Origin of the sequence: Paracoccus sp. SY (assembly GCF_002901215.1) — a bacterium.
Lineage (GTDB): Bacteria > Pseudomonadota > Alphaproteobacteria > Rhodobacterales > Rhodobacteraceae > Paracoccus > Paracoccus acridae.
Genome location: NZ_NWMQ01000003.1, coordinates 154,364 through 176,719, shown reverse-complemented (window position 1 = coordinate 176,719; position 22,356 = coordinate 154,364). Strand labels below are relative to the sequence as shown.

Genomic DNA, 22,356 nt, shown 5'->3' with positions numbered 1-22,356 from the left:
CGGCCTGCAAAAGGAGGTCCCCATGACCCATTACACCGACGCCCTGACCCAGCTTGGCGCCAGGACCGACCTGCCCGCAAGCCCCGACCGGGCCGTGCTGGAACGCGTGCCGAACCCCCAGGCGGGCGAGCTTTACGCCGTGCGCTTCACCCAGCCGGAATTCACCAGCCTGTGCCCGATCACGGGCCAGCCGGACTTTGCGCATCTGGTGATCGACTATGTTCCCGGTGACTGGCTGGTCGAGTCGAAGTCGCTGAAGTTGTTTCTGGGCAGCTTCCGCAACCATGGCGCCTTTCACGAGGATTGCACCGTCGGCATCGGCAGGCGGCTGGCCGAGACCATCGCGCCGCAATGGCTGCGGATCGGCGGCTATTGGTATCCGCGCGGCGGGATGCCCATCGACGTCTTCTGGCAGACGGGTGCGACGCCCGCCGGGCTGTGGCTGCCCGACCAGGGTGTCGCTGGCTATCGCGGGCGGGGCTAGCGCAGGTTCCGCCAGATCATCAGCAGGGCGTCCGACAGATCGCCCGCCCGCGCCAGCAGATGTTCCCGTTCAAGGCCGGGCCCGGCCTGGGCGCGGTCCAACCGGTCCAGCAGGCGCAGGATGCGGCGGCGATGGGTGCCGGTCGCGACCTGCAGCGGATCGGCGATCAGCCCCGCGAAGGTCGTGACCAGCGATCCGATCACCGCCAGCGCCATGCCGGTCAGGATCACTTCCCATGGCGAAAGCTCGACCGGGAAGGCCCAGTACCAGGCGCGGCCCAGCCGCTCGCCCAGCAGGAAGTCGCCGACGGCGGTGGAGTGGGCGCGCATCTCGGCCAGCGGGCCTGCCAGCGATATGACGCCGGGTGTCGCGCGGTTGAACAGAAGCCAGCCCGAGGCCAGCACGATGACCGAGGTCGTGATCTCGGACACGGCGTTGCGGGTCTCGGCCAGGGCGGCGGCCGCCTGGCGGGTGATGGCGGGCGGGGCGGCGGGGCCGATGCCCTGCGCGTCCAGATCGGCCACCAGGCCTTCCAGGTCGGCCTGGATCACCCGTCCCATGTCCGATGGCAGAAAGACCCGCCGCGCCGTCAGCCAGGCCCCCGCGCGCCGCAGTCCCAGCCGGGGCAATGTCCAGCCCGCCAGCCGCGTCAGCAGGAAGACCGGCGACAGCATCACGTTGACCGGCGCGCGCAGCAGATCCCAGCCAAGCGCCGCGCGGTGCAGCCGCAGCGTGCCCCGCGGCCCGTACCGGGCGCGGACAAAGCGCGACACGGCGGCGCGGCGGCGGGCCATGGCATCGTCGGTCAGGGTTGCGGGCAAGCGGGCGGCTTTCTATAGAGGTCGGCATGGAATTTCTGGCGTTCGGATCCCGAATTAGCAACCCGGTGGCGTGAGGTTTCGCGCCGCCGGGTCGCCGCATGTCCGAACCCCCCGACCGCCTCTCATGCCCTCGAAGGATGCCCCGATGGCCGCCGATACCACCGCCGACACCGTTTCCACGACCGACGCCCCCGATTACCGCGACAGCGTGTTCCTGCCGCAGACGGATTTCCCAATGCGCGCGGGCCTGCCGCAGCGAGAGCCCGAATGGCTGGCCCGCTGGGAGCGCATCGGCATCTATGACCGGCTGCGCGAACGCGCCGCCAATCAGGAGGGGGGCCGCGCGCCCTTCATCCTGCACGACGGCCCCCCCTATGCGAACGGGCACCTGCATATCGGCCACGCGCTGAACAAGACCATCAAGGACATCATCGTGCGCAGCCACCAGATGATGGGCCGCGATGCGCGATACGTGCCCGGCTGGGATTGCCACGGCCTGCCGATCGAATGGAAGATCGAGGAGAAATACCGCGCCGAGGGCCGCGACAAGGACGCCGTGGACGTGGTCGAGTTCCGCCAGGAATGCCGCCGCTTCGCCGACGAATGGATCGACATCCAGCGGCAGGAATTCAAGCGCCTGGGCATCACCGGCAAGTGGGACGATCCCTATCTGACGATGGATTTCCACGCCGAGGCGGTGATCGCGGCCGAGTTCATGAAGCTGGTGATGAACGGCGCGCTGTATCAGGGGTCCAAGCCCGTGATGTGGTCGCCGGTGGAGAAGACCGCCCTGGCCGAGGCCGAGGTCGAATACAAGGACCACACCAGCCACACGATCTGGGTTCGGTTCGGGGTGGAATCGTCGCAGGGTATTTGGGCAACGAAGAAGCCGACAAGCGTGGTCATCTGGACGACGACGCCCTGGACCATCCCGCAGAACCGGGCCGTCGCGTTCAATCCGGGGATCGCTTATGGCCTGTATCAGGTCGGGACGGTGGCCGAGACCGCGACCGCGCAAGCGGATGAGCTGCTGGTGCTGGCCGATGCCTTGGCTGAAAGCGTGATGAAGGCTGCGAAGGTCGAGGAGTGGCAGCGCGTGGCCGATGTCCCCGCGGCGGAGCTTGAGGGTGTGCTGCTGTCGCATCCCCTGCGCGGCGTCGAGGGCGGCAATGGCGAATGGGACTATGACGTCCCCCTGCTGCCGGGCGATCACGTCACCGACGACGCGGGGACCGGCTTTGTCCATACCGCGCCAAGCCATGGCGACGACGACTATCAGATGGGCCTGCGCTTCAAGCTGCCCATGACCTACAACGTCGAACCGGATGGCAGCTATCGCACCGACCTGCCGCTGTTCGGCGGGCAGGCGATCATCGACGCGGATGGCAAGGACGGCCCGGCCAATGTCAGCGTCATCAAGCAGCTGGCCTATGCGGGCGCGCTGCTGGCCAAGGGGAAGATCAAGCATTCCTATCCGCACAGCTGGCGATCCAAGGCGCCACTGATCTATCGCAACACGCCGCAATGGTTCGCGGCCATCGACAAGCCGCTGACCGACGGCATGAACGAATACGGCCAGACGATCCGCACCCGGGCGCTGACCAGCATCGACAAGCTGGTGAAATGGTGGCCGCAGACCGGGCGCAACCGGATCCATTCCATGGTGGAGAACCGCCCCGACTGGGTGCTGTCGCGCCAGCGGGCCTGGGGCGTGCCGCTGACCTGCTTCGTGCGTCGCGGCGCCAAGCCCACCGACGACGACTTCCTGCTGCGCGATGCCCGCGTGAACGACCGCATCATCGCGGCCTTCGAGGCCGAGGGCGCGGATGTCTGGTATCGCGACGGCTTCAAGGCCCGGGTTCTGGACGGCATCGTGAACCCCGACGATTACGATCAGGTCATGGACGTGCTGGACGTGTGGTTCGACTCGGGCTCGACCCATGCCTTCGTGCTGCGCGACCGAGCGGATGGGGCGCCGGACGGGATCGCTGACGTGTACCTTGAAGGCACCGACCAGCATCGCGGCTGGTTCCAGTCCTCCCTGCTGCAGGGCTGCGCGACCAGGGGCCGCGCGCCCTATCGCAATGTTGTCACCCATGGCTTCACGCTCGACGAGAAGGGCATGAAGATGTCCAAGTCGCTGGGCAACACCATCGTCCCTGCCAAGGTGATCGAGCAATACGGCGCCGACATCCTGCGCCTGTGGGTGGCGCAGGCGGATTACACCGCCGACCAGCGGATCGGGCCGGAGATCCTGAAGGGCACCGCCGACAGCTATCGCCGGTTGCGCAACACGCTGCGCTTCCTGCTGGGCGCCTTGGATGGGTTCAGGGATGCAGAAAGGATCGCGCCCGACCAGATGCCGGAACTGGAACAATGGGTGCTGCACCGGCTGGCGCAACTGGATCACGCGGTCCGCAAGGGCTATGACCAGTTCGACTTCCAGGGCGTGTTCCAGACGCTGTTCCAGTTCTGCACCGTGGATTTGTCGGCCTTCTATTTCGACATCCGCAAGGATTCGCTTTACTGCGACGCCGCGACGGACCCGCGCCGCCGGGCTGCGCGGACGGTGCTGGACATCCTGTTCCACCGGCTTGTCACCTGGCTGGCCCCGATCCTGCCCTTCACGACCGAGGATGTGTGGCTGTCGCGCTTCCCGTCTGATGACGACAGCGTGCATCTGCACGATTTCCCCGACACCCCCGCCGACTGGCTGAACGAACCGCTGGCGGTCAAGTGGGACCATGTGCGCCGTGCCCGCCGCGTGGTGACGGCCGCGCTGGAGGTCAGGCGATCCGACAAGACCATCGGCGCCAGCCTGGAGGCCGCGCCGGTCGTCCATGTCGAGGACGCCGACATGCTGGCCGCGCTGAAATCGGTGGATTTCGCGGATGTCTGCATCACCTCGGATCTGTCGCTGACCGCCGACCCGGCCCCGGCCGAGGCCTTCCGCATGGCGGAAACCCCCGGCATCGGCGTGGTCTTCGAACTGGCGGAAGGGGAAAAATGCCAGCGGTGCTGGAAGATCCTGCCCGATGTCGGCACGCACAAGCATCCGGGTGTCTGCGCCCGTTGCGAGGACGTCTTGGCCTGAAGCCGTCGACCATGCCTCGCCCGCTTGACGCGGGCGAGGCCCCGGCCCATCCTGCACGATGTGCAAACAGACCGGCAGGACATGATGCAAAGCCCCGACCCCGCCCGCTATGACCGGATGCAATACCGCCGCTGCGGCCAGTCAGGGATGCTGCTGCCGGCGATCAGCCTGGGGCTGTGGCACAATTTCGGCCATGATACCCCGCATGACACCAAGCGCGACATCTGTCGCACCGCCTTCGATCTGGGAATCACGCATTTCGACCTGGCCAACAACTATGGCCCGCCCCCCGGCAGCGCCGAGGAGGCGTTCGGAGAGATCCTGCGGACCGATTTCGCGGGCCACCGGGACGAAATGGTCATCAGCAGCAAGGCCGGTTGGCGCATGTGGCCCGGTCCTTATGGCGAATTCGGCAGCCGCAAATACCTGATCGCGTCCTGCGACCAGTCCTTGAAGCGGATGGGCCTCGACTATGTCGATATCTTCTATTCGCACCGCTTCGACCCGGACACGCCCCTGCAGGAAACCATGTGCGCGCTGGACCACATCGTGCGGTCGGGCCGGGCGCTGTATGTCGGCATCAGCAGCTATAACAGCGCGCGCACGCGGGAAGCCGCGGAAATCCTGCGCGACCTGGGCACGCCCTGCCTGATCCACCAGCCGTCCTACAACATGCTGAACCGCTGGATCGAACGCGACGCGCTTCTGGACACGCTGGAGCATGAAGGCATGGGCAGCATCGTCTTCACGCCCCTGGCGCAGGGGATGCTGACCGGCAAATACCTGAAGGGCATTCCCGCCGACAGCCGCGCGGCGCAGGGCAAGTCGCTGGCGCCGGACTGGCTGACCGATGACCTGGTCCGGCGGCTGAACGGGCTGAACGACCTGGCGGCGGAACGCGGACAAACGCTGGCGCAGATGGCCGTGGCCTGGACCCTGCGCGACAGCCGCGTGACCAGTGCGCTAATCGGGGCGTCGCGCGCGTCCCAGGTCGTGGATTGCGTGGGCGCATTGGACCGGCTGGATTTCACCGCCGAGGAACTGGCCCGCATCGACGACCTGTCGGTGGGCGGCGACGTGAACATCTGGCGCGGCTCGACCGAGGACGCGGGCGAGGGGTGACAGACAGCCACCCCCGACCGTGCTAGGCTGGGATCGGTCAGCAAGGGGATCGCCATGCCCGTGGTCAGCGTCAGCCTGATGAACCTGCCGGGGACCGAGGCCGCCGTGGGCTGGGCGGGCAGCCACTGCATCATCGCCGACCGGCCCGAGGGTCGCGCGGGCGGCATGGGCCTGGGCTTCAACGGCGCGCAACTGCTGGCCCTGGCGATCGGCGGCTGCTTCTGCAACGACCTGCGCTATATCGCGCACAGGCGAGGGGTGGGGATCGCCTCGGTCGCGGTCAAGGTGCATCTGACGCTGGAGGGCGATCCCCCGATCGCCACGGCGGTCGAGATGGTGGTGAACTGCACCATGGAGGATGGATCGGACCCGCAATCGCTGATCGACGAGGCCAAGGGCAGTTCGATGGTCGGCTGTTCGCTTCCGCGCGGCATACCCATTTCGGTGTCAACGGGGCAGGGCGGCTAGTCCCACCACCAGCCGTTCTTCTTCAGCGCCTGCCGGATCGGCTTTTCCCTGGGCGGCAGCCCGCCTGCGAACAGGGGCCGGACCTTGTCGCGCCCCTTGCCTTGATAGATCAGCTTTTTTGCCGGCTCCCAGTCCCTAAGCCGCCGCTTGATGCGGTTGGGGGCGGCCGCGGCCTCAAGCACCTCCAGCACCCTGTCGGATTCGCGCGCATAGAGCAGCGGCAGCTTGCGGTAATGGCAGGTCACATCGCCATCCAGGCCCGCCAGTTCGGGGCCGGGCCGCCCGCCGCCAAGGCTGTGAATCACCAGCGGCAGGATCACCTGGTCCAGCCAGGGATCGAGGCTCTGGCAGGCCAGTTCCTCGGGCGGGTCGCGCCGCACCGACAGCGCCCAGTCGAGGAAGCGTTTGCCGAAGACCGCCGGGTCGGGACCGAAGAACCAGCCCGCGTTGAAATACAGGTATCGTTCCCAATGCTCGTCCGGCTGCGACAGGTCCAGCGAGGACGCGAAATCCAGGCCGAAGCGGTCGTAAAGCGATTTCCAGATGGCCCCATGACCCGGCCCGTAAAGCGGCGGTTCGGGCCATGTGCCTTCGCGCCGCATCGACGCCGCGGGGGGGCCGTTGAATGGCACCCGGTCCAGCGGACCCGTCACCAGCGTGTCGGTGTCGAAAAAGGCGAAGGGTTCCCCGGCGGGCAGGACCGACAGCGCCTCGATCTTGTTGCCATAGGGATAGGCCGCGCCGAAATGACGAGCGGTGAAGGGCAGGATTTCGGCACCCAGGCTTTCCAGGATGGTGCGCGTGTCATCGCCCATCAGCGTGTCGTGACCGGCCCAGGCGCCTTCGGGACCCGGTTCGGCCACGATCAGGCGGCCGGTGAAGCCGGGGGCGGCATGGCGCAGGCTGGCGGCAAAGATGATCGCCTCGAACTCCAGCCGGCCGGCCTGGGCGACGATCAGCACGTTCGGGGACGACGGGTCCGGCCCCATCACTCTGCCAGCAGGTCGAAGATGGCCTCCTTGGGCCGGCACAGCCGCGCGCCTTGGGGGCCGAAAACCACCGGGCGTTCGATCAGCGCCGGGTGTTGGGCCATGGCCGCGATCAGCGCATCGTCGGACAGCGCCGGATCGCCCAGGCCCAAATCGTCATGGGGCGTGTTCCTGCGCCGCAGCAGGGCACGCGGCGCGACCCCCAGCCGATCCAGCGCGTCGCGCAATTCGCTGGCCGAAGGCGGCCGGGCCAGATAATCGCGCACCTCCAGATCCACGCGGGCATCCTGCAGAGCCTGCAGGACGAAGCGCGAGGTCGAGCATTTCGGATTATGCCAGATGGTATAGTCAGCCATAGCCGCAACCCTAGCGTGTGCCGTCGGGGATGGGAAGCGCACTGGTCGCCTTGATCTCCTCCATCGACAGAAGGGCGGTGACGTTGTGGATCTTCACCTCGCCGATCAGCGACTGGTAGAAGCGGTCATAGGCGCGCGCGTTCCGAACCTGCACCTTCAGGATATAGTCGATGTCGCCCGCCAGGCGGTGCGCCTCGATCACCTCGGGGCGTTCGCGAAGCGCCTTGAGGAAGCGCGCGGCCCAGGTCTTGTCGTGTTCGCTGGTGCGGATCAGCACGAAGAAACAGGCTTCCAACCCAAGCGCCTCGGGGTCCAGAATCGCCACCTGGCGGCGGATTACGCCGGCCTCTCGCAGCTTGCGGATGCGGTTCCAGACGGGGGTCTTGGACGCGCCCACCCGGTCGGCGATCTGGTCCAGCGACAGGCTCGCGTCCTCCTGCAACAGGGACAGGATTTTGCGATCCACCTCGTCCAGGCGGAAATTGGTTTTCGGGGAGCCCGAAATCTGTGGAAGCTGTTCCGTCATGTCCGACCATAAGGGCTGAATGTCCTTATTTTCCCGACCCTATCGTAAAGATCCAGAACAAAATTCTATATTGGATAGACCAATCCGAAAGGGTCCGTATCATGAGCAAAGCCTTCGTCCCGACGGCCGCGAAACCCGGCGTCATCACCGCAAACGATCTGCGCGAAGGCCATAACGTGTGGATGTGCGAGGACGGCTGGACCGCCGATCCCGCGCAGGCGACCCTGTTCGAGGACGAGGCCATCGCCGATCTGGCGCTGCTGAAGGCGGTGGGCCAGTCCAACATCGTCGTCGGCCCCTATCTGGTCGAGGCGCGGCGCGGCCCCAACGGCCCCGAGCCGACCCATTTCCGCGAGGCCTTCCGGCAGCGCGGGCCGTCCAACTATTTCCACGGCATCCAGACCCTGAAGCAAGCCAAGCAGTCCGAGGCCAGCAATGTTTGACGTCCGTCCCGTCGATACCGACTATGTGCGCCACCGCGCGGCCCAGTTCCGCGCCCAGGTCGAACGCCGCCTGGACGGCAGCCTGACGGAAGACGAATTCCGGCCCTTGCGCCTGATGAACGGCGTTTATCTGCAACTGCACGCCTATATGCTGCGGATCGCCATCCCCTATGGCACGATCAGCCCCGACCAGATGCGGATGCTGGCCCATCTGGCCGAAACCTATGACAAAGGCTACGGCCACTGGACGACGCGGCAGAACATCCAGTTCAACTGGCCCAAGCTGGTGGAAATCCCCGACATGCTGGACAAGCTGGCATCCGTCGGGATGCACGCGATCCAGACATCGGGCAACACGATCCGCAACGTCACGACCGACGCCTTCGCGGGCGCGGCGGCCGATGAATACATGGATCCGCGCCCCTATGCGGAGCTGCTGCGCAGCTGGTCTACCGACCACGCCGAGTTCCAGTTCCTGCCGCGCAAGTTCAAGATCGCCATCAGCGGCGCGCAGCGCGACCGCGCCCTTGTCGCCGCCCATGACATCGGGTTGCGCCTGATGCAGAAGGACGGCCAGACCGGGTTCGAGGTCTGGGTCGGCGGCGGCCTTGGCCGCACCCCCCTGCTGGGCAAGGTGATCCGCGACTTCCTGCCCGAAGGCGACCTGCTGGCCTATATCGAGGCGATCATCTCGACCTACAACCTGTCGGGACGGCGCGACAACAAGTACAAGGCCCGCATCAAGATCACCGTCCACGAACGCGGTCTGGATGTCTTCAGGGCCGAGGTCGAGGAGGAATTCCAGAACCGCCGCCGCGACTTCCATGGCGCCGACCGCGAGGCTTTGGCGATCTTCCGCGACCGTTTCGCCGCGCCTGCCTTCCGCAACGGCCCGACCGATGGCTATGAGGCCGAACGGGCCAAGAATGGCGCCTTCCGCAGCTGGACCGACACCAACCTGCACGCCCACAAGATCGACGGCTATGCCAGCGTGATTGTCACCTTCAAGACGCATGGCGAGACGCCGGGCGATGCCTCGGCCGACCAGATGCGCCTGCTGGCCGATCTGGCGGAGCAATACGGCCATGACGACCTGCGCATCAGTCACGACCAGAACGTCGTGCTGCCCCATGTCCACAAGTCGGACCTGCCCGCCGTCTATGCGGCGCTGCAACAGGCGGGGCTGGCGGTGGCCAATGCCGGGCTGACCAGCGACATCATCGCCTGCCCAGGGATGGATTACTGCACGCTCGCCACCGCGCGATCCATTCCCATCGCCCAGGAAATCGCCACGCATTTCAAGAATGCGGGGCTCGAGGACGAGATCGGCAAGCTGAACATCCGCATCTCGGGCTGCATCAACGCCTGCGGGCATCACCACCTGGGCCATATCGGCATCCTGGGCCTGGACCGGGCAGGGGTGGAAAACTACCAGATCACGCTGGGCGGCGACGGATACGACATCCCGGCCATCGGCGAACGCGCGGGCGCGGGCTTCCCCTATGACCAGGTCGTGCCCGCCATCGACCGGCTGCTGCGCGCCTATCTGGAGGTCCGCGCGGATGCCTCCGAACGCTTCATCGACGCCTATCGCCGTCTTGGTCCCGCCCCCTTCAAGGCCGCGCTCTACCCCCAGCCTGCCGATGCTTGACGGAAACCTCGACACGCGGGCGGGGCGGCTGAACGACCGCTATCGCCACCATGCCGCGACCGAGGTTCTGCGCCGCGCCGTCAGCGACCCCGACCTGGGGCGTGTGGCGCTGGTGTCGTCCTTTGGCGCGGAATCGGTGGTGCTGCTGCACATGGTCAGCCGCGCGGCGCCGGGGCTGCCGGTGCTGTTCATCGACACGCAGATGCTGTTTCCCGAAACGCTGGAATACCAGCGCGAAGTGTCGGCCAGGCTGGGCCTGACCAATGTCCAGGTGATCCGTGCCGCCGATGCCGAAGTCGCGCGCCAGGATCCCGACGGCACGCTGCACCGGTTCGACGCCAATGCCTGCTGCGACCTGCGCAAGACGGTGCCGCTGGAACGGGCGCTTTCGGGCTATGACGCCTGGATCACGGGCCGCAAGCGCTTCCAGAACAGCGACCGCGCCGCGCTTGAATTCTTCGAGCCCGAGCCGCCCTCGCGCCTGCGCATCAACCCGCTGGCCCATTGGCGGGCCGAGGACGTGCAGGAATACATGATCGAAAACAACCTGCCGCGCCATCCGCTGGTCGCGCGCGGCTATCCGTCCATCGGCTGCGCGCCCTGCACATCGCCCGTCAAGCCGGGCGAGGATCCGCGCGCCGGACGCTGGCGCGGGCAGGACAAGACCGAATGCGGCATCCACTTCATTGGCGGCAAGATCGTCCGCGGAAAGGTTCCGGCATGAGCGAACGACTGAACAGCGAACGCGTCATCGCGCGCGACGACGGCTTTCACCCCCTGACCGAGGAGGCGCGGGTGGTGCTGGCGCCCGATACCCCGCTTGACGAACTGGCGGATCATCTGCACCGCGACCTGATCGCCATCGACTTCCCGACCTTCAGCGACGGTCGCGGCTTTTCCCTGGCCCGCCGGCTGCGCGAGCTGGGCTATACCGGCCGTCTGCGCGCGGCGGGGCGCCTGATCGCCGACCAATACGCCATGGCCCGCCGCGTGGGCTTCGACGAAGTCGAGGTCGCCCCAGACATCGCCGCCCGCCAGCCCGCCGAACAATGGATCGCGCGCGCCGATTGGCGGGACTTCGATCACCGCGCCAAGCTGGCAGGCTAGGGGTTTCGCCCCGCCGCCCCATAGACTAGAACACGCAGGACTTCCCATGACCCTGGACATTCCCGTGGCCGACGCCGCCCACCAGACCACCCCCAAGACGCTGCCCGACGCACAGACCGTGACGGCGGTCAAGCACTGGACCGACAGCCTGTTTTCGTTCCGCGTGACGCGGCCCGCGTCCCTGCGCTTCCGGTCGGGTGAATTCGTGATGATCGGCCTGCTGGGCGACAACGGCAAGCCGTTGCTGCGGGCCTATTCCATCGCCTCGCCCAACTGGGACGAGGAACTGGAATTCTATTCCATCAAGGTCCCGGACGGGCCGCTGACCTCGAAATTGCAGCACATCCAGCCAGGGGACGAGATCATCCTGCGCCCCAAGCCCGTGGGCACGCTGGTCCTGGACGCGCTGCTGCCCGGCAAGCGGCTGTGGTTCCTGGCCACCGGCACCGGCATCGCGCCCTTCGCGTCGCTGATGCGCGACCCCGAGACATTCGAGCGTTACGAGCAGGTCATCATGATGCACACCTGCCGCACGGCGGACGAACTGGCCTATGGCCGCGAACTGGTCGAGAACCTGAAGCACGATCCCCTGCTGGGCGAGATTTATGGCGAGGATTTTGCCAACCGCCTGGTCTATTACCCCACCACCACGCGGGAACAATCGCCGCGGATGGGCCGGATCACCGACAACCTGACCTCGGGCAAGGTGTTCGCGGATCTGGGCCTGCCGCCGATCAGCCCGGAAACCGACCGTGCGATGGTCTGCGGCAGCCTGGCCTTCAACGTGGATGTGAAGGCGGTTCTGGAAGGCTTTGGCCTGCGCGAGGGGGCGAATTCGGACCCGAAGGAATTCGTGGTCGAGAAGGCTTTCGTCGGCGACGGCGTCTAGAAGAAAGCCGGCAAGACACGGAAAAGGCGCGGCAGGACCGCGCCTTTTTTCGTTTGGGCCATTCCACCGATCACAGCTTGGTCACGCGCATGTTTGGAACCGGGTTCCCGGCATGCCGGTTATTCCGGCAACCGATGATCCGTTCGAGGGAGAGGAGTCCCCATGCGCCGCATGATCAACAACACCACTGCCATCGCCGCCTGCCTGTCGCTGCTGGTGCCGCATGCCGCCCTGGCCCAGGGCGCGCCTGCCGGTGGCGAACAGCCGCCGGTGCCGCCGGTCCAGGAACAGCCCGCAGCGGAAGCAGCCGAGCCGGCCGCTGAACAGCAACCCCCGGCGGCTGCCGAGGCAGAACCCGCAGCGGAACCTGCCCCCGAGGCCGAGGCACAGCCGGAACCCGCGCCCGAGGCGGCTGCCGCCCCCGAGGCAGAACCGGAACCCGAACCAGCCCCCGAACCAGCCCAGGCCGAGACGGCTGCCGAACCTGCCCCGGCTGAACAGGCCGCACCCGAGCCTGAACCTGCCGAGGCCCCGGAGGCCGCGTCGGCCCCGGAACCGGCCGCCGCGCCCCAGCCCGAAACCCAGCCTGAACCCCAGGCAGCCGAGGCCCCGGCCGAGGAGGAACGGCCTGCGCCTGCCCAGCGGGAACAGCAGCAAGAGCGTCCCGCACAGGCCGAAAACCGTCCCGCCGATCAGGAGGGCAAGTCGCAGCGCGCCCAGGAACGCGCCGCGCGTCAGGCGGATCAGGAGGAGGCAACCCGTGAGGGTCAGGCCGAACGTCCTGCCGCCGCAGCCCGGCAGCAACAGCAGGAACCTCCGGCGGAAGCCGAGGCGGCAAGGCAGCAGGACCAGGAACGTCCCGCCGCGGCCGCCCGCGAACAACAGACCGACCGCCCGCAGGCCGCCCCGGCGGCTGGCAGCGACCCCTTGGGCGAGGCGCTGGAGGCGGAACAGAACGGCGGCGGACAGCCCGCGGCCCCCGGCAACGATCCGGCCCAGACCCAGGCCCAGGACGCACCTGCCGCCGACAATGCCCCTGACGAAGACGAGTTGCGCGATGCCCTGACCCGCGAACAGGCGACCCCGCCCGCCGCCCCGGAACAGGCCGCCGAAGGTCAGGCCCAGCCCCCGGCCGCAGCCGGACAACCGGCCGGATCCACACAGGCCGCCGCCCCGGGCGACGCTCCAGAAGCCGGGGCCCCTGCGACCGAAGCTGCCCGGCAGGCGGCCCAGGAAACCGCCGCCCCCACCGCAGCGGCCCTGAACGAGGATCAGCAAGGCGAGGTCGTCGAACAGCAGATCACCGAAGAAAACAGCCGGTCCTCGGACGAGGATTTCGCGACCAGCCTGCGCGACGCCCTGGCCCCGCAAGGGGACCAGCAGGCTGCGCAACGGAATGATGACGATGACGATGACAACGACTTGGCCAAGGCCCTGTTGCTGGGCCTGGGCGCGGTCGCCGTCGGAACCTATCTGAACAACAACCGGCAGGTCGCGCTCTCCGCCCCTGACCGGGTGGTCGTGACGCGCCCCGATGGCAGCCAGGAACTGATCAAGGACGAGGTCGCGCTGCTGCGCCAGCCCGGATCGACCGTGACGACCGAAAACTTCGACGACGGCTCGTCGCGGACGGTCGTGACCCGCAGCGACGGCAGCCGCGTCGTGACCATTCGCGATGCCGACTTGCGGGTGCTGCGGCGCACGCTGGTATCGGCGGACGGCACGCAGACCCGGCTGATCGACGACACCGCGCCGGTCGAACCCGTGGACGTGGCGACCTTGCCCCGCCCGGCCCCGGTCGCGCCCACCGGCGCCTTCCAGGACGAAGCCGCGCTGCGCGAAGCCCTGCAAAGCGAGGTCGCCATCGACCGCCGCTTCACCCTGGGTCAGATCCGCAGCATTCCCGAAGTGCGCGCGCTGGTTCCGCCGGTGACGATCGACGCCATCACCTTCGACACCGGGTCGGCGGCGATTTCCCCCGATCAGGCAAGGCAGCTTTCGACCCTGGGCAACGTGATCCAGGATGCGATCGCCCAGAACCCGCGCGAGATGTTCCTGATCGAAGGCCATACCGACACGGTCGGGGCGGATGCCGCCAATCTGGCCTTGTCAGACCGGCGGGCCGAATCGGTTGCCCTGGCCCTGACCGAGTATTTCGATGTGCCGCCGGAAAACATGGTCGTCCAGGGTTACGGCGAACAATTCCTGCAGGTTCGCCAGGAAGGCGATGTCCGCGAAAACCGCCGTGCGGCGGTCAGGCGGATCACCGGCCTGCTGCAGACGGCGGAAGCGCAGTAACGACCAAGGCCCCGGCGATTGCCGGGGCCTTTTCGTCAAAGATGGCGGGGGAATTCTATCTTGGGGCAGCGGTCCTGAATGACCGTGACGCCCCTTGCCCGTGCCTTGGCGGCGGCGATGTCGTCGCGGATGCCCAATTGCAACCAGATCGACTTCAGGTCGGGAAGGTGAACCAGGGCCTCATCCACGATGGAACCGACCGCCTCGGACCGGCGGAAGATGTCGACCATCTGCACATGGGCCGATTTCGGAATATCCGCCAAGCGGGCATAGACGGTCTCGCCCAGGATCGTGCCGCCCGCATGTCCGGGATTGACCGGGATGATCCGAAAGCCATTGGCCTGCAAATAGCGGGCCACGCCCCAGCTTGGCCGCATCTCGTTGGGCGAAAGTCCGACAATTGCCACGATCCTCACAGTGCGGGCGATCCGTGCGATATCCTCGTCGTCCTTGAAATCGACTTCCATGACGGGCCTCCCCTCCTCGTCCAAAAGTTGTAGAACACTTGCATAGAAAAGGCGCCCGGTCCAGAAGCCTGGCCGGGCGCAAGTCGCGGAACGAGGGACAGTGATCTGAACATGACGGTTCCGAGGTCATGTTCCAAATGGTAAATGGGCAACACCCCGGAAAAGTTCCAGAGATATCGCAGGTTCGTGATTGAAATCGCCGCGCGAACCCTAGCGGGTTTTCCAGCTTTCCTGGGCGCGTGCCAGAATGTCCTGGGGGGCCTGCTGCAGCTTGCGGGCGGACCGGTGCGACCCGACAAGATATAGTTTTTCCCCGATCACGACGAAGTGTCGGGGGTCACCCGGCACCTTGCGTCCTTCCGAAAGGGCGACAGGGCACAATCCGCCGAATGCCGGGGCGAAGCTGCGCGGATCGGCCTCGAAGCGGTTGCGGTTCTCCTCGGAGGCGAAGTGCCAGAGCTGGCCCTTCCACAGCGTCGAAATGTCGCCCCTTCCGGGAACGGCCCGACCGTTTTCCACAAAGCCAACAGGATCGAATCCGTCGATGGCCCAGTCCTGGGCAAGGACCGGCAGGGCAGACGCCGAAGTCAGGATCAGCGAGAGAAGCAGCGTTTTCATGATTCAGCGTTTTCTTGGCGGCAGGATGCCTAATTGGCACCGCAGGCCGCGATTCTCAACGCTGCGGCGGAAAATGTCGCAGCGATGTGATCCCTATGCCATGCTGGCCGCATAAAGCGCGACCGCCGCCGCATTCGACACGTTGAGCGATCCGAAATCGGCGGCAAAGGGAATGCGCGCGACATGGTCGCAGCTTTTCATGGTCAGCTCGCGCATCCCCGGCCCCTCGGCCCCCAGGACCAAGCAGACCGCCCGACCGGAAAGCGTGCCCAGCAAGTCGGGCAGGGCGGTCGTTCCGGTCCCGTCCAGGCCGATCAGGATGAAGCCCATGCCCTTGAGTTGGGACAGCGCCTCGGCCAGGTTCGGCACGCGCAGATAGGGCTGGCGTTCCAGGGCGCCCGATGCGGTCTTGGCCAGGGCGCCCGTTTCAGGTGCGGAATGGCGCGCGGGCGCGATGACCGCGCGCGCGCCGAACACCTCGGCCGACCGCAGGATGGCGCCGATGTTGTGGGGGTCGGTCACGCGGTCAAGCGCCACCAGCAGGGGCCGCCTTTCGCCCGCAGCCTCGCGCAGAACGACATCGCTGAGACCGCCCCATTTCAGGGGCTTCACCTCCAGCGCGGCGCCCTGGTGGACGCTGTCCGGTGCCAAGGGCACGGCCTTTGCAAAGACTCGCGGATCGGTGATCTCGGGCGCCATGCCATGAAGATCGCCCAGCCGGTCCACCGCATTGGGCGTCACCACCAGCCGCAGCTTTTCACGACGGGGATTGGCCAGGGCGTCGCGCACCGCGTGCAGGCCGAACAGCCAGACGGTTTCCGCCGCAGCCGCACGGCGGGCGCGTTCCTTGTCGATCACCCAGGTGGGTTTCTTGGATTTTCCCGGTCGCTCGGTCATGCGCGCATCCTTTCGGCTGGCCCCTTCATCGCGCGGGATGCGCACCGGGCGCAAGGCCCCGAAATCCGCTTGACGCCCCGTGCCCGGCCCGCTAATGACCCCCCACGCCGATTGGCTCGGCGGGCGACGTGCTGCAAGGTGCGGCAGCGGACTGTAACTCCGCCGGGGAGACCCATGCCTGGTTCGATTCCAGGGTCGCCCACCATTTCCCCTGGTCATCAGATTCGGAATACCCTGCCCGTGGGTCAGGATCGAAGGCTGTCCAGCGGGATGGTGTTTCCGAAGCCTTCCTTCTTGGCGAACATCTGCCTGACATCCGCGTCCGAGGGTGACTTGTCGGCCAGGGCCTTGCGCGCCTCGAAGATCGCAATGTCCTTCTTGATCGACAGGACGCGGGCCAGAATCCGCGGGATCTTGACCGCTTCCAGCGTGGCGGCAACGGCGAACAGCAAGGCCAGCGATTGCAGGGCGCGCCGCGCCGCGTCGGGAACCTGGATCAGGAAATAGGGCAGGCGCCACGGGGTATCGGGGACGACCGCGATCACCATCAGCAACGCCACGACAGCCGCGACAAGGCCCAGGATCGAAAACAGGGTATGGACGGCGCGCGAAAGTTCCTGCGCCAGTTCGTCGATCTTCATGACCGAACGCCCCGATGAGGACAGGCTGCCGATCACAAGGGATACCGTCGGAAGGATGCTGGCCGACACCAGCCCCAGAAAGGTCACGAGCATCCGCGACGGATCGCCGATCAGAAGCGCCGGCGGCAGGATTGCGCCGGCTGCCAGGCCTGCGGTCAGTGCAACAACTCTTGGCCCTCGAAGCGGCAATCTATCTTCCCGGCAGCGGCCCATTCCCTCAGGGCCTCGACGATCCGAAGCATAGCATCGGTCGGATCAAGAAGCGATCCTTCCGTTGCGACGTCCTTCACGACCGACAGCTTGACCATGCCGCCCTGTTCCCGGCCGTCGCCCTGCAGGCCCAGATCGGCGGGATCAAGATTGCGCAGCGCTTCTTCAATGGCCGCCCTGGGGATGCGGACCTTGTGGCGCCGGTCCTTGATGAAGACCTTCAGCAGCCCTTCGACCCGGCCCCCTTCGGGCACCTCGGCCTCGAGCCGGGCAAGCGCCTCGTCCTGCCAGCCCATCATGCGCAGCATGTCGAAGACCGTGGCCCCTTCGTCGCGGGCCTCGCCCATGGGCCGGGTGAACAGGTCCCCGGCCCCGGGGCTGCGGTACCGAGGGCGGGCGGACAGGGTCAGGTCGCTGAATTCGCTAAGCCCCTTTTCCCCGGCCGCCAGAAACCGTGCCAGAAGGATGATGCGCTCCTCGGCATCCAGTTCCCCCGCCTGCCGCAGCAGGGCGGTGACATAGCGTTCCAGCATGGATGCCTTGACGGCCGTGCTTTCGATCAATCCGACATGGTTCCGGTTGACCGCGAAATACAGCACACCCTTCACCACCCGCGCGCCCCGTCCGATATCGACGTTCTGGACCAGGAACTCGTCCGTGTCGTCGTCCAGCGACTGCAGCACCGCCTGGATATCCGCCCCCGCCTTGACATGGATGATCTGGCCGCAAAAGACCGGCCCGTCCCAGGTGGGGGGCGAGGAAACCTTGTTCAGGACGACGTGGCTGCCATCCCCGTCCAGGTCGATCGCCCTCAGCCGGGCGTTCTCTCCGATCAGGTGATTCTCGGCCCGGCGGCGCAGGACATCGACCAGGGTTGCCTTCAGGTCCATTCCCCGCAACGCGCCATCCGCCCTGGCTTCCCGGTATTGAATGGTCGCCCGTTTCGGCAATGCACTGCTCCTGGTTGATTCTGGAACAGTATTGCACGTTAACAAATAGAACGGAACAAGAACATTGCGGGCGTGGGATCAGGAATTTGTCACCTGTCGCAAATACCGGACCTCCGACCCACTGCCTTGGAGGAGGTGCGCTAGCCCGACCGTTTCCGAACGGCGCCCGTGGACACCGAGAGCGCCGGATCCTCGACGCGGCCCATCACCCCTATACGCGGGCGCGGCTCTCGGCCAGTCTGGGCCCCGACCCGGCGGTGCAGTCCGCCCGCCACCAGGAGAACGCATGAAGTCCGCAGAAAAGCCACATGTCCTGATCGCCTATCCCCTGCGCCCCCGTTTCATGGAGGTGCTGGAGGCGCGCTATACCCTGCACCGTCTTGACCTGGCCGCCGACAAGGGCGCGGTGCTGGATCTGGCCGGCCCGGTCTGCACCGCGATGGTGGTGAACGGGCATGTCGCGGTCGATGCGGCGATGCTGGACAGGCTGCCCGCATTGAAGCTGGCCGCCTGTTCCTCGGCGGGGTTCGACATGATCGACCTGGAGGAGATGTCGCGGCGGGGCATCACGCTGACCAACACCTCGGTCGCCTTGGTCGATGACGTCGCCGACATGGCGGTCCTGCTGATGCTGGCGGCGCGCCGACGGCTGGTCGAATGCGACGCCCATGTCCGTTCGGGCGATTGGACCCGCAAGGGGATGTTCCCGCTGACCATGTCAACAGCGGGCAAGCGGGCAGGGATCCTGGGCCTTGGCAATATCGGCCTGGCGATCGCCCGGCGCTGCGAGGTGATGGGGCTGAAGATCGGCTACTCTGGGCGCAATCCCAAGCCGGGCGTGAACTATGACTACTTCGGCGATCCGGCGGCCTTGGCATCATGGGCCGACATCCTGCTGGTGGCGACGCCGGGCGGGGCGGGAACCACGGGCCTGATCTCGGCCACGGTTCTGGATGCGCTGGGACCGCAGGGCACGCTGGTCAACGTCTCGCGCGGTTCGGTGGTGGACGAGGCCGCGTTGATCGCGGCCCTGCGCGATGGCCGCATCGCCAATGCGGGCCTCGACGTCTATCTGAACGAGCCTGACCCGGATCCGGAACTGACCGCCCTGCCGAATGTCACGCTTTGTCCGCATCATGCCAGCGGGACCGAGGAAACCCGCGACCGCATGTCGCAACTGACCATCGACAACCTCGACGCCTTTTTCGCCGGCAAGCCGCTTCTGACGCCGGTCAACTGAGGCGGGAGGTCCGCTGGCCGTATCTCGTCTTGCGCCTGTCTGATCCCGTATCAAGTCGGCCCCGACAGATCGCCAGGCCGGTCAATGTCATGAGCCAAGCGCGCATCGATGGGGATCAGCCGATCCAGCGGCAGGGTCGCCAAAAAATCCCGCGCGCCCTGATCGCCATCCGACGGCCCAAGGGCGCGGCCGAAATCAGCGGCGGCGATATGGGCCGGCGGCATCCGCCTGTCGCCCCGCAGGCAGGCGCAGCTTTCCCCTGACGCCAGCAACCGCTGCAACAGCGCGGCCGGGACGTTGGGCATGTCGCCCAGGCAGATCAGCAGGCCATCCGCGCCCGCATCCCGGGCCTTGCGCAAGGCAAGGCCGAAGGATGCCGACATGGGCAGTCCGGGCGGCAGGGGGTGCAGGGCGAAACCGCCCGGCAGGACCGCGCCGACATCGGGCGACGAGATCACCGCCCCCAGGCTGTCGCAGCCCGACTGCTTCAACGCCTCGGCGGCCCAGGTGATCAGCGGCCGGCCCTGCCAGGGGGCAAGCAGCTTGTCATCCGCCCCGAAGCGCAGCGACCGGCCAGCCGCCAGGATCATGCCCAGGCGCATCAGGTCGTCACGGCCACGACCGGATCGCCCGCGGCCATCACCACCTCGGCCAGGACCGAGATCGCCAGAAGCCGGGGGTCGCGCGACGACGGGATCAACCCGATGGGACCGCGCACCCGTTCCAGAAGATCGGGCGGCACGCCCATCCGGGCCAGATGCGCCAACCGGGTGGCCTGGGTCGCGCGGCTGCCCTGGGCGCCGATATAGAATGCGGGTCGGTCCAGAAGCGCGCGCAGGATCTGGGGTTCGTAGTCGTGGTCATGATAGAACAGCAGCGCCGCGCAGCGGTCGTCGGGGACAAGCTCCTCGAAATCGGGCATCGGGCCCAGGCGGCGGACGGTGCAGCCCATCGCCTGGGCCGCGTCCAGGTTGCGATCCTCGTGCGACAGAAGCACATGCTCGTACCCCATGGATTTCACCAGATCCGCAAAGACGGCCGCCTCGGCGCCCGCACCGAAGATCACGAACCGGATCGGCGCCTTGAAGGGGATGACGACATCGCCCGCCGCCCTGCCCGGTGCGGCATCAAGGGACAGGCGGCCGTCCGGCGACAGTCTCAGCGAGACGGGACGGCGGTCGGCGCGGGCGGCGGACAGGTCCGCCAGCACGTCGAAGTCGGCGATCCGGAACAGCATCACCTCGATCGCGCCGCCGCAGGGCAGGCGCAGGTCGATGAAGGGCGACCCTTCCCCATAGCGCAGGTGCAGGGGCCTGCCGTCGGCCCGGACGCGCTGCGCCTGCAGGATCAGGTCGGCCTCGATGCAGCCTGATGTCAGGGTGCCGGCGAAGCTGCCATCCGCCGCGATCGCCATGGCCGTGCCGGGGTTGCGATAGGCGGGTCCGTGGGTGGCGGTCAGAACCGCCATCACCGTTCCCGGCCCTGCTGCAAGGGCCGCCTCCCATGGGTCCAGCAGGGCAGGGTGGCTGGCGGTCCGAGCCGTCCAGGCAGGGCTGGGTCGCAGGTCCATGGCACGATCTTTCGTTGTGGGGACGCAGGAACATCGTTGACGATCCGGCCTAGCATGAAGGGGGCGCATCTTTCCATCATCGCCCCCGGATCGAGTCTGACGAACGGCACGGCTGGCCTTGCCCGAGGAAAGGCACAGACACCCGACAACCCCGCGCCGCCCGGCATGGCAAGCGGTCGGGCGGCAAGACAGAGGCTTGCGGCCACCCAGACAGGCACGAATTGAAAAGGTTCGAACATCACGAACCGACAACGCTGCAAGGGGCATTCGGGTCGATGAAAACCTTGAGCGATGGCATTTTTCTGCTGGCTGCGACCCTGTTCGTTGAGATCCGCGGATGGCTGCGCCCTGAGCCAGCAAGCAGTTTGGGATCCTCGGGCCATGGTCGGATAGGCTGTGCCCATGACAGATGCCGGATACGCCGGGGGATCACCACGGGGGTAAGGCATCGCCGCGCCGACGCCGCTTTGGCGGCCCCGGGGCATGTCCCGGCTATGACGCCGTTGGTCCCGCCGCGCTGTCATCCAGGCCAAGCACCGCGACCGCCCGGTTGACGGCGGTCGTGAACAATTGCCGCGCCGTGCCGGAATGGTCCGCCGGCCCGGGTGCGGCCCGCGCCATCAGGCCCACCGGACCCTCGGTCAGGCGGGTCGCGACAGGCAGGCGCACCAGCCGCCCGGCCGCGACCTCGCCCGCCACCACCCCGGCCGAGATCAGCCAGACCGCATCGCTTTGGGCGGTCAAGGCCAGGCCGAAGGCGCCCGAGACCGTCTCGATCCGGCGCGGGGGCAGGGTCACGCCCTCGGCGATCAACAGCCTCTCGATGATGGGCCGGATCGCGGCCCAGGGCGGGGGATAAAGCACCGTCCAGTCCCCGATCCGCCGCAGGTCGGGGTCGGACAGGATCGGATGGCCGGGTCGCACGACGACCGCCACCTCCTCGAGGTAAAGCTGCGTGAAGCTGAGGCCGCGCATCGTGGCGGGATCCCCCAGCCGCCCGATCACCAGATCCAGCCCGCCGCCCCGCAACTGGTCGGTCAGCGCCTCATGCGATCCGTCGGCCACGGTCAGGTGCAGGTCGGGCGCCAGCCGCGCCATCTCGATCGCGATCTGCGGCATCAGGCGCGCCGCCACCGAGGGCAGCGCCCCCACTGTCAGCGCCAGGGCACCCTTGCCGCCGTCCCGCAGCCCCGACATCCCCTGTTCAAGCGCGGACAGGCTGGCCTGGGCATGGGCCAGAAAGAACGTGCCCTGCGGTGTGGGGGCAACGCCGCCCCTGTCGCGGGTCAGAAGCTGGGCGCCCAGAATGGCCTCGAGTTCGGCCAGGGTGCGGGAAATGGCGGGCTGGGTCAGCGACAGCCGCTCGGCCGCGCGCTTCAGGCTTTGCTGGCGCAGGATCTCGGTGAAGGCCTGCAGGTGGCGAATCTTGATGCGGCGGTCCACGCTTGCTCATTCTGGTAAGTATCTGCGCCGTTATCTCATTTTACATGGCGCTTTGCACATGCAATCGTGGTC

23 protein-coding genes and 1 tRNA gene are annotated in these 22,356 nt (G+C 67.1%); 12 read left to right on the top strand and 12 right to left on the bottom strand.

Translation table 11 applies throughout. The features are described from left to right. Positions 1 to 22: 22 nt before the first annotated feature. The gene (gene queF, locus CK944_RS04665; RefSeq protein WP_103171931.1) at positions 23 to 484 is read left to right on the top strand and encodes a preQ(1) synthase; all 462 of its coding nucleotides are present in this window, start codon (positions 23 to 25) and stop codon (positions 482 to 484) included. Here queF and CK944_RS04660 read toward each other — a convergent pair. After that, complete coding sequence (locus CK944_RS04660) at positions 481 to 1,305, bottom strand: DUF6635 family protein (protein WP_239985958.1); 825 nt, start codon at positions 1,303 to 1,305, stop codon at positions 481 to 483. The genes queF and CK944_RS04660 overlap by 4 nt on opposite strands. A gap of 145 nt (positions 1,306 to 1,450) precedes the next feature. Here CK944_RS04660 and ileS point away from each other — a divergent pair, with 145 nt between their 5' ends. From ileS to CK944_RS04645, 3 genes are all read left to right on the top strand, one after another. Beyond that, positions 1,451 to 4,399, top strand: coding sequence for an isoleucine--tRNA ligase (gene ileS / locus CK944_RS04655; protein ID WP_103171871.1), 2,949 nt, complete (start codon positions 1,451 to 1,453; stop codon positions 4,397 to 4,399). Positions 4,400 to 4,480: 81 nt separating this feature from the next. Next, complete coding sequence (mgrA, locus tag CK944_RS04650) at positions 4,481 to 5,521, top strand: L-glyceraldehyde 3-phosphate reductase (protein WP_103171870.1); 1,041 nt, start codon at positions 4,481 to 4,483, stop codon at positions 5,519 to 5,521. A gap of 54 nt (positions 5,522 to 5,575) precedes the next feature. Beyond that, positions 5,576 to 5,989 carry an OsmC family protein gene (locus CK944_RS04645; RefSeq protein WP_103171869.1) on the top strand — a complete coding sequence of 138 codons (414 nt, stop codon included), beginning with the start codon at positions 5,576 to 5,578 and terminating at the stop codon, positions 5,987 to 5,989. Here CK944_RS04645 and CK944_RS04640 read toward each other — a convergent pair. The 3 genes from CK944_RS04640 to CK944_RS04630 are packed head-to-tail and all read right to left on the bottom strand — an operon-like array spanning position 5,986 to position 7,860. Next, complete coding sequence (locus CK944_RS04640; protein ID WP_103171868.1) at positions 5,986 to 6,978, bottom strand: hypothetical protein; 993 nt, start codon at positions 6,976 to 6,978, stop codon at positions 5,986 to 5,988. The two genes, CK944_RS04645 and CK944_RS04640, sit on opposite strands and share 4 nt — an antisense overlap. After that, positions 6,978 to 7,334 carry an arsenate reductase (glutaredoxin) gene (gene arsC, locus CK944_RS04635; RefSeq protein ID WP_103171867.1) on the bottom strand — a complete coding sequence of 119 codons (357 nt, stop codon included), beginning with the start codon at positions 7,332 to 7,334 and terminating at the stop codon, positions 6,978 to 6,980. The genes CK944_RS04640 and arsC overlap by 1 nt, the downstream gene beginning before the upstream one ends. Before the next feature lie 10 nt (positions 7,335 to 7,344). Next, on the bottom strand, positions 7,345 to 7,860 hold the full coding sequence (locus CK944_RS04630) for an Lrp/AsnC family transcriptional regulator (protein WP_103171866.1): 516 nt from the start codon (positions 7,858 to 7,860) through the stop codon (positions 7,345 to 7,347). A gap of 101 nt (positions 7,861 to 7,961) precedes the next feature. Between CK944_RS04630 and CK944_RS04625 the strand changes: the two genes are divergently transcribed. The 6 genes from CK944_RS04625 (at position 7,962) to CK944_RS04600 (ending at position 14,248) form a co-directional block, all read left to right on the top strand. Continuing rightward, on the top strand, positions 7,962 to 8,303 hold the full coding sequence (locus CK944_RS04625) for a DUF2849 domain-containing protein (protein WP_103171865.1): 342 nt from the start codon (positions 7,962 to 7,964) through the stop codon (positions 8,301 to 8,303). Then, on the top strand, positions 8,296 to 9,954 hold the full coding sequence (locus CK944_RS04620) for a nitrite/sulfite reductase (RefSeq protein ID WP_103171864.1): 1,659 nt from the start codon (positions 8,296 to 8,298) through the stop codon (positions 9,952 to 9,954). The genes CK944_RS04625 and CK944_RS04620 overlap by 8 nt, the downstream gene beginning before the upstream one ends. After that, positions 9,947 to 10,678 (top strand): phosphoadenylyl-sulfate reductase, encoded by a 732-nt coding sequence (locus CK944_RS04615; RefSeq protein ID WP_103171863.1) that lies wholly within the window; start codon positions 9,947 to 9,949, stop codon positions 10,676 to 10,678. Before CK944_RS04620 ends, CK944_RS04615 begins: the two co-directional genes overlap by 8 nt. Next, complete coding sequence (locus CK944_RS04610) at positions 10,675 to 11,061, top strand: DUF934 domain-containing protein (protein WP_103171862.1); 387 nt, start codon at positions 10,675 to 10,677, stop codon at positions 11,059 to 11,061. The genes CK944_RS04615 and CK944_RS04610 overlap by 4 nt, the downstream gene beginning before the upstream one ends. 46 nt (positions 11,062 to 11,107) lie before the next feature. Continuing rightward, on the top strand, positions 11,108 to 11,950 hold the full coding sequence (locus tag CK944_RS04605; protein WP_103171861.1) for a ferredoxin--NADP reductase: 843 nt from the start codon (positions 11,108 to 11,110) through the stop codon (positions 11,948 to 11,950). A gap of 162 nt (positions 11,951 to 12,112) precedes the next feature. Then, positions 12,113 to 14,248, top strand: coding sequence for an OmpA family protein (locus CK944_RS04600; protein WP_239985957.1), 2,136 nt, complete (start codon positions 12,113 to 12,115; stop codon positions 14,246 to 14,248). 35 nt (positions 14,249 to 14,283) lie between these two features. On the opposite strand, the gene CK944_RS04595 is transcribed toward CK944_RS04600, so the two are convergent. The 3 genes from CK944_RS04595 to rlmB form a co-directional block, all read right to left on the bottom strand. After that, positions 14,284 to 14,715, bottom strand: a complete 432-nt coding sequence (locus tag CK944_RS04595; RefSeq protein WP_103171860.1) for a CoA-binding protein — start codon at positions 14,713 to 14,715, stop codon at positions 14,284 to 14,286. A 210-nt stretch (positions 14,716 to 14,925) separates the two neighbouring features. Continuing rightward, entirely contained in the window at positions 14,926 to 15,333 is a 408-nt protein-coding gene (locus tag CK944_RS04590; RefSeq protein WP_103171859.1) for a YHS domain-containing (seleno)protein, read from the bottom strand. Positions 15,334 to 15,426: 93 nt separating this feature from the next. Then, complete coding sequence (gene rlmB / locus CK944_RS04585) at positions 15,427 to 16,230, bottom strand: 23S rRNA (guanosine(2251)-2'-O)-methyltransferase RlmB (RefSeq protein ID WP_103171858.1); 804 nt, start codon at positions 16,228 to 16,230, stop codon at positions 15,427 to 15,429. A gap of 121 nt (positions 16,231 to 16,351) precedes the next feature. Between rlmB and CK944_RS04580 the strand changes: the two genes are divergently transcribed. Continuing rightward, positions 16,352 to 16,435: transfer RNA gene (locus CK944_RS04580), tRNA-Tyr, on the top strand. 40 nt (positions 16,436 to 16,475) lie between these two features. Here the strand turns inward: CK944_RS04580 and CK944_RS04575 are convergent. Continuing rightward, positions 16,476 to 16,964 (bottom strand): hypothetical protein, encoded by a 489-nt coding sequence (locus tag CK944_RS04575; RefSeq protein ID WP_158247959.1) that lies wholly within the window; start codon positions 16,962 to 16,964, stop codon positions 16,476 to 16,478. A 62-nt stretch (positions 16,965 to 17,026) separates the two neighbouring features. Beyond that, the gene (locus CK944_RS04570; protein WP_103171856.1) at positions 17,027 to 17,971 is read right to left on the bottom strand and encodes a hypothetical protein; all 945 of its coding nucleotides are present in this window, start codon (positions 17,969 to 17,971) and stop codon (positions 17,027 to 17,029) included. A gap of 346 nt (positions 17,972 to 18,317) precedes the next feature. Here CK944_RS04570 and CK944_RS04565 point away from each other — a divergent pair, with 346 nt between their 5' ends. After that, on the top strand, positions 18,318 to 19,271 hold the full coding sequence (locus CK944_RS04565; RefSeq protein ID WP_103171855.1) for a 2-hydroxyacid dehydrogenase: 954 nt from the start codon (positions 18,318 to 18,320) through the stop codon (positions 19,269 to 19,271). 50 nt (positions 19,272 to 19,321) lie between these two features. Here the strand turns inward: CK944_RS04565 and CK944_RS04560 are convergent, their stop codons facing one another. The 3 genes from CK944_RS04560 to pcaQ form a co-directional block, all read right to left on the bottom strand. Next, positions 19,322 to 19,861 (bottom strand): NTP transferase domain-containing protein, encoded by a 540-nt coding sequence (locus tag CK944_RS04560; protein WP_158247958.1) that lies wholly within the window; start codon positions 19,859 to 19,861, stop codon positions 19,322 to 19,324. 11 nt (positions 19,862 to 19,872) lie between these two features. Continuing rightward, positions 19,873 to 20,841 (bottom strand): XdhC family protein, encoded by a 969-nt coding sequence (locus CK944_RS04555; protein ID WP_103171853.1) that lies wholly within the window; start codon positions 20,839 to 20,841, stop codon positions 19,873 to 19,875. Positions 20,842 to 21,333: 492 nt separating this feature from the next. After that, positions 21,334 to 22,284, bottom strand: coding sequence for a pca operon transcription factor PcaQ (gene pcaQ, locus CK944_RS04550; RefSeq protein ID WP_103171852.1), 951 nt, complete (start codon positions 22,282 to 22,284; stop codon positions 21,334 to 21,336). Positions 22,285 to 22,356 lie beyond the last annotated feature (72 nt).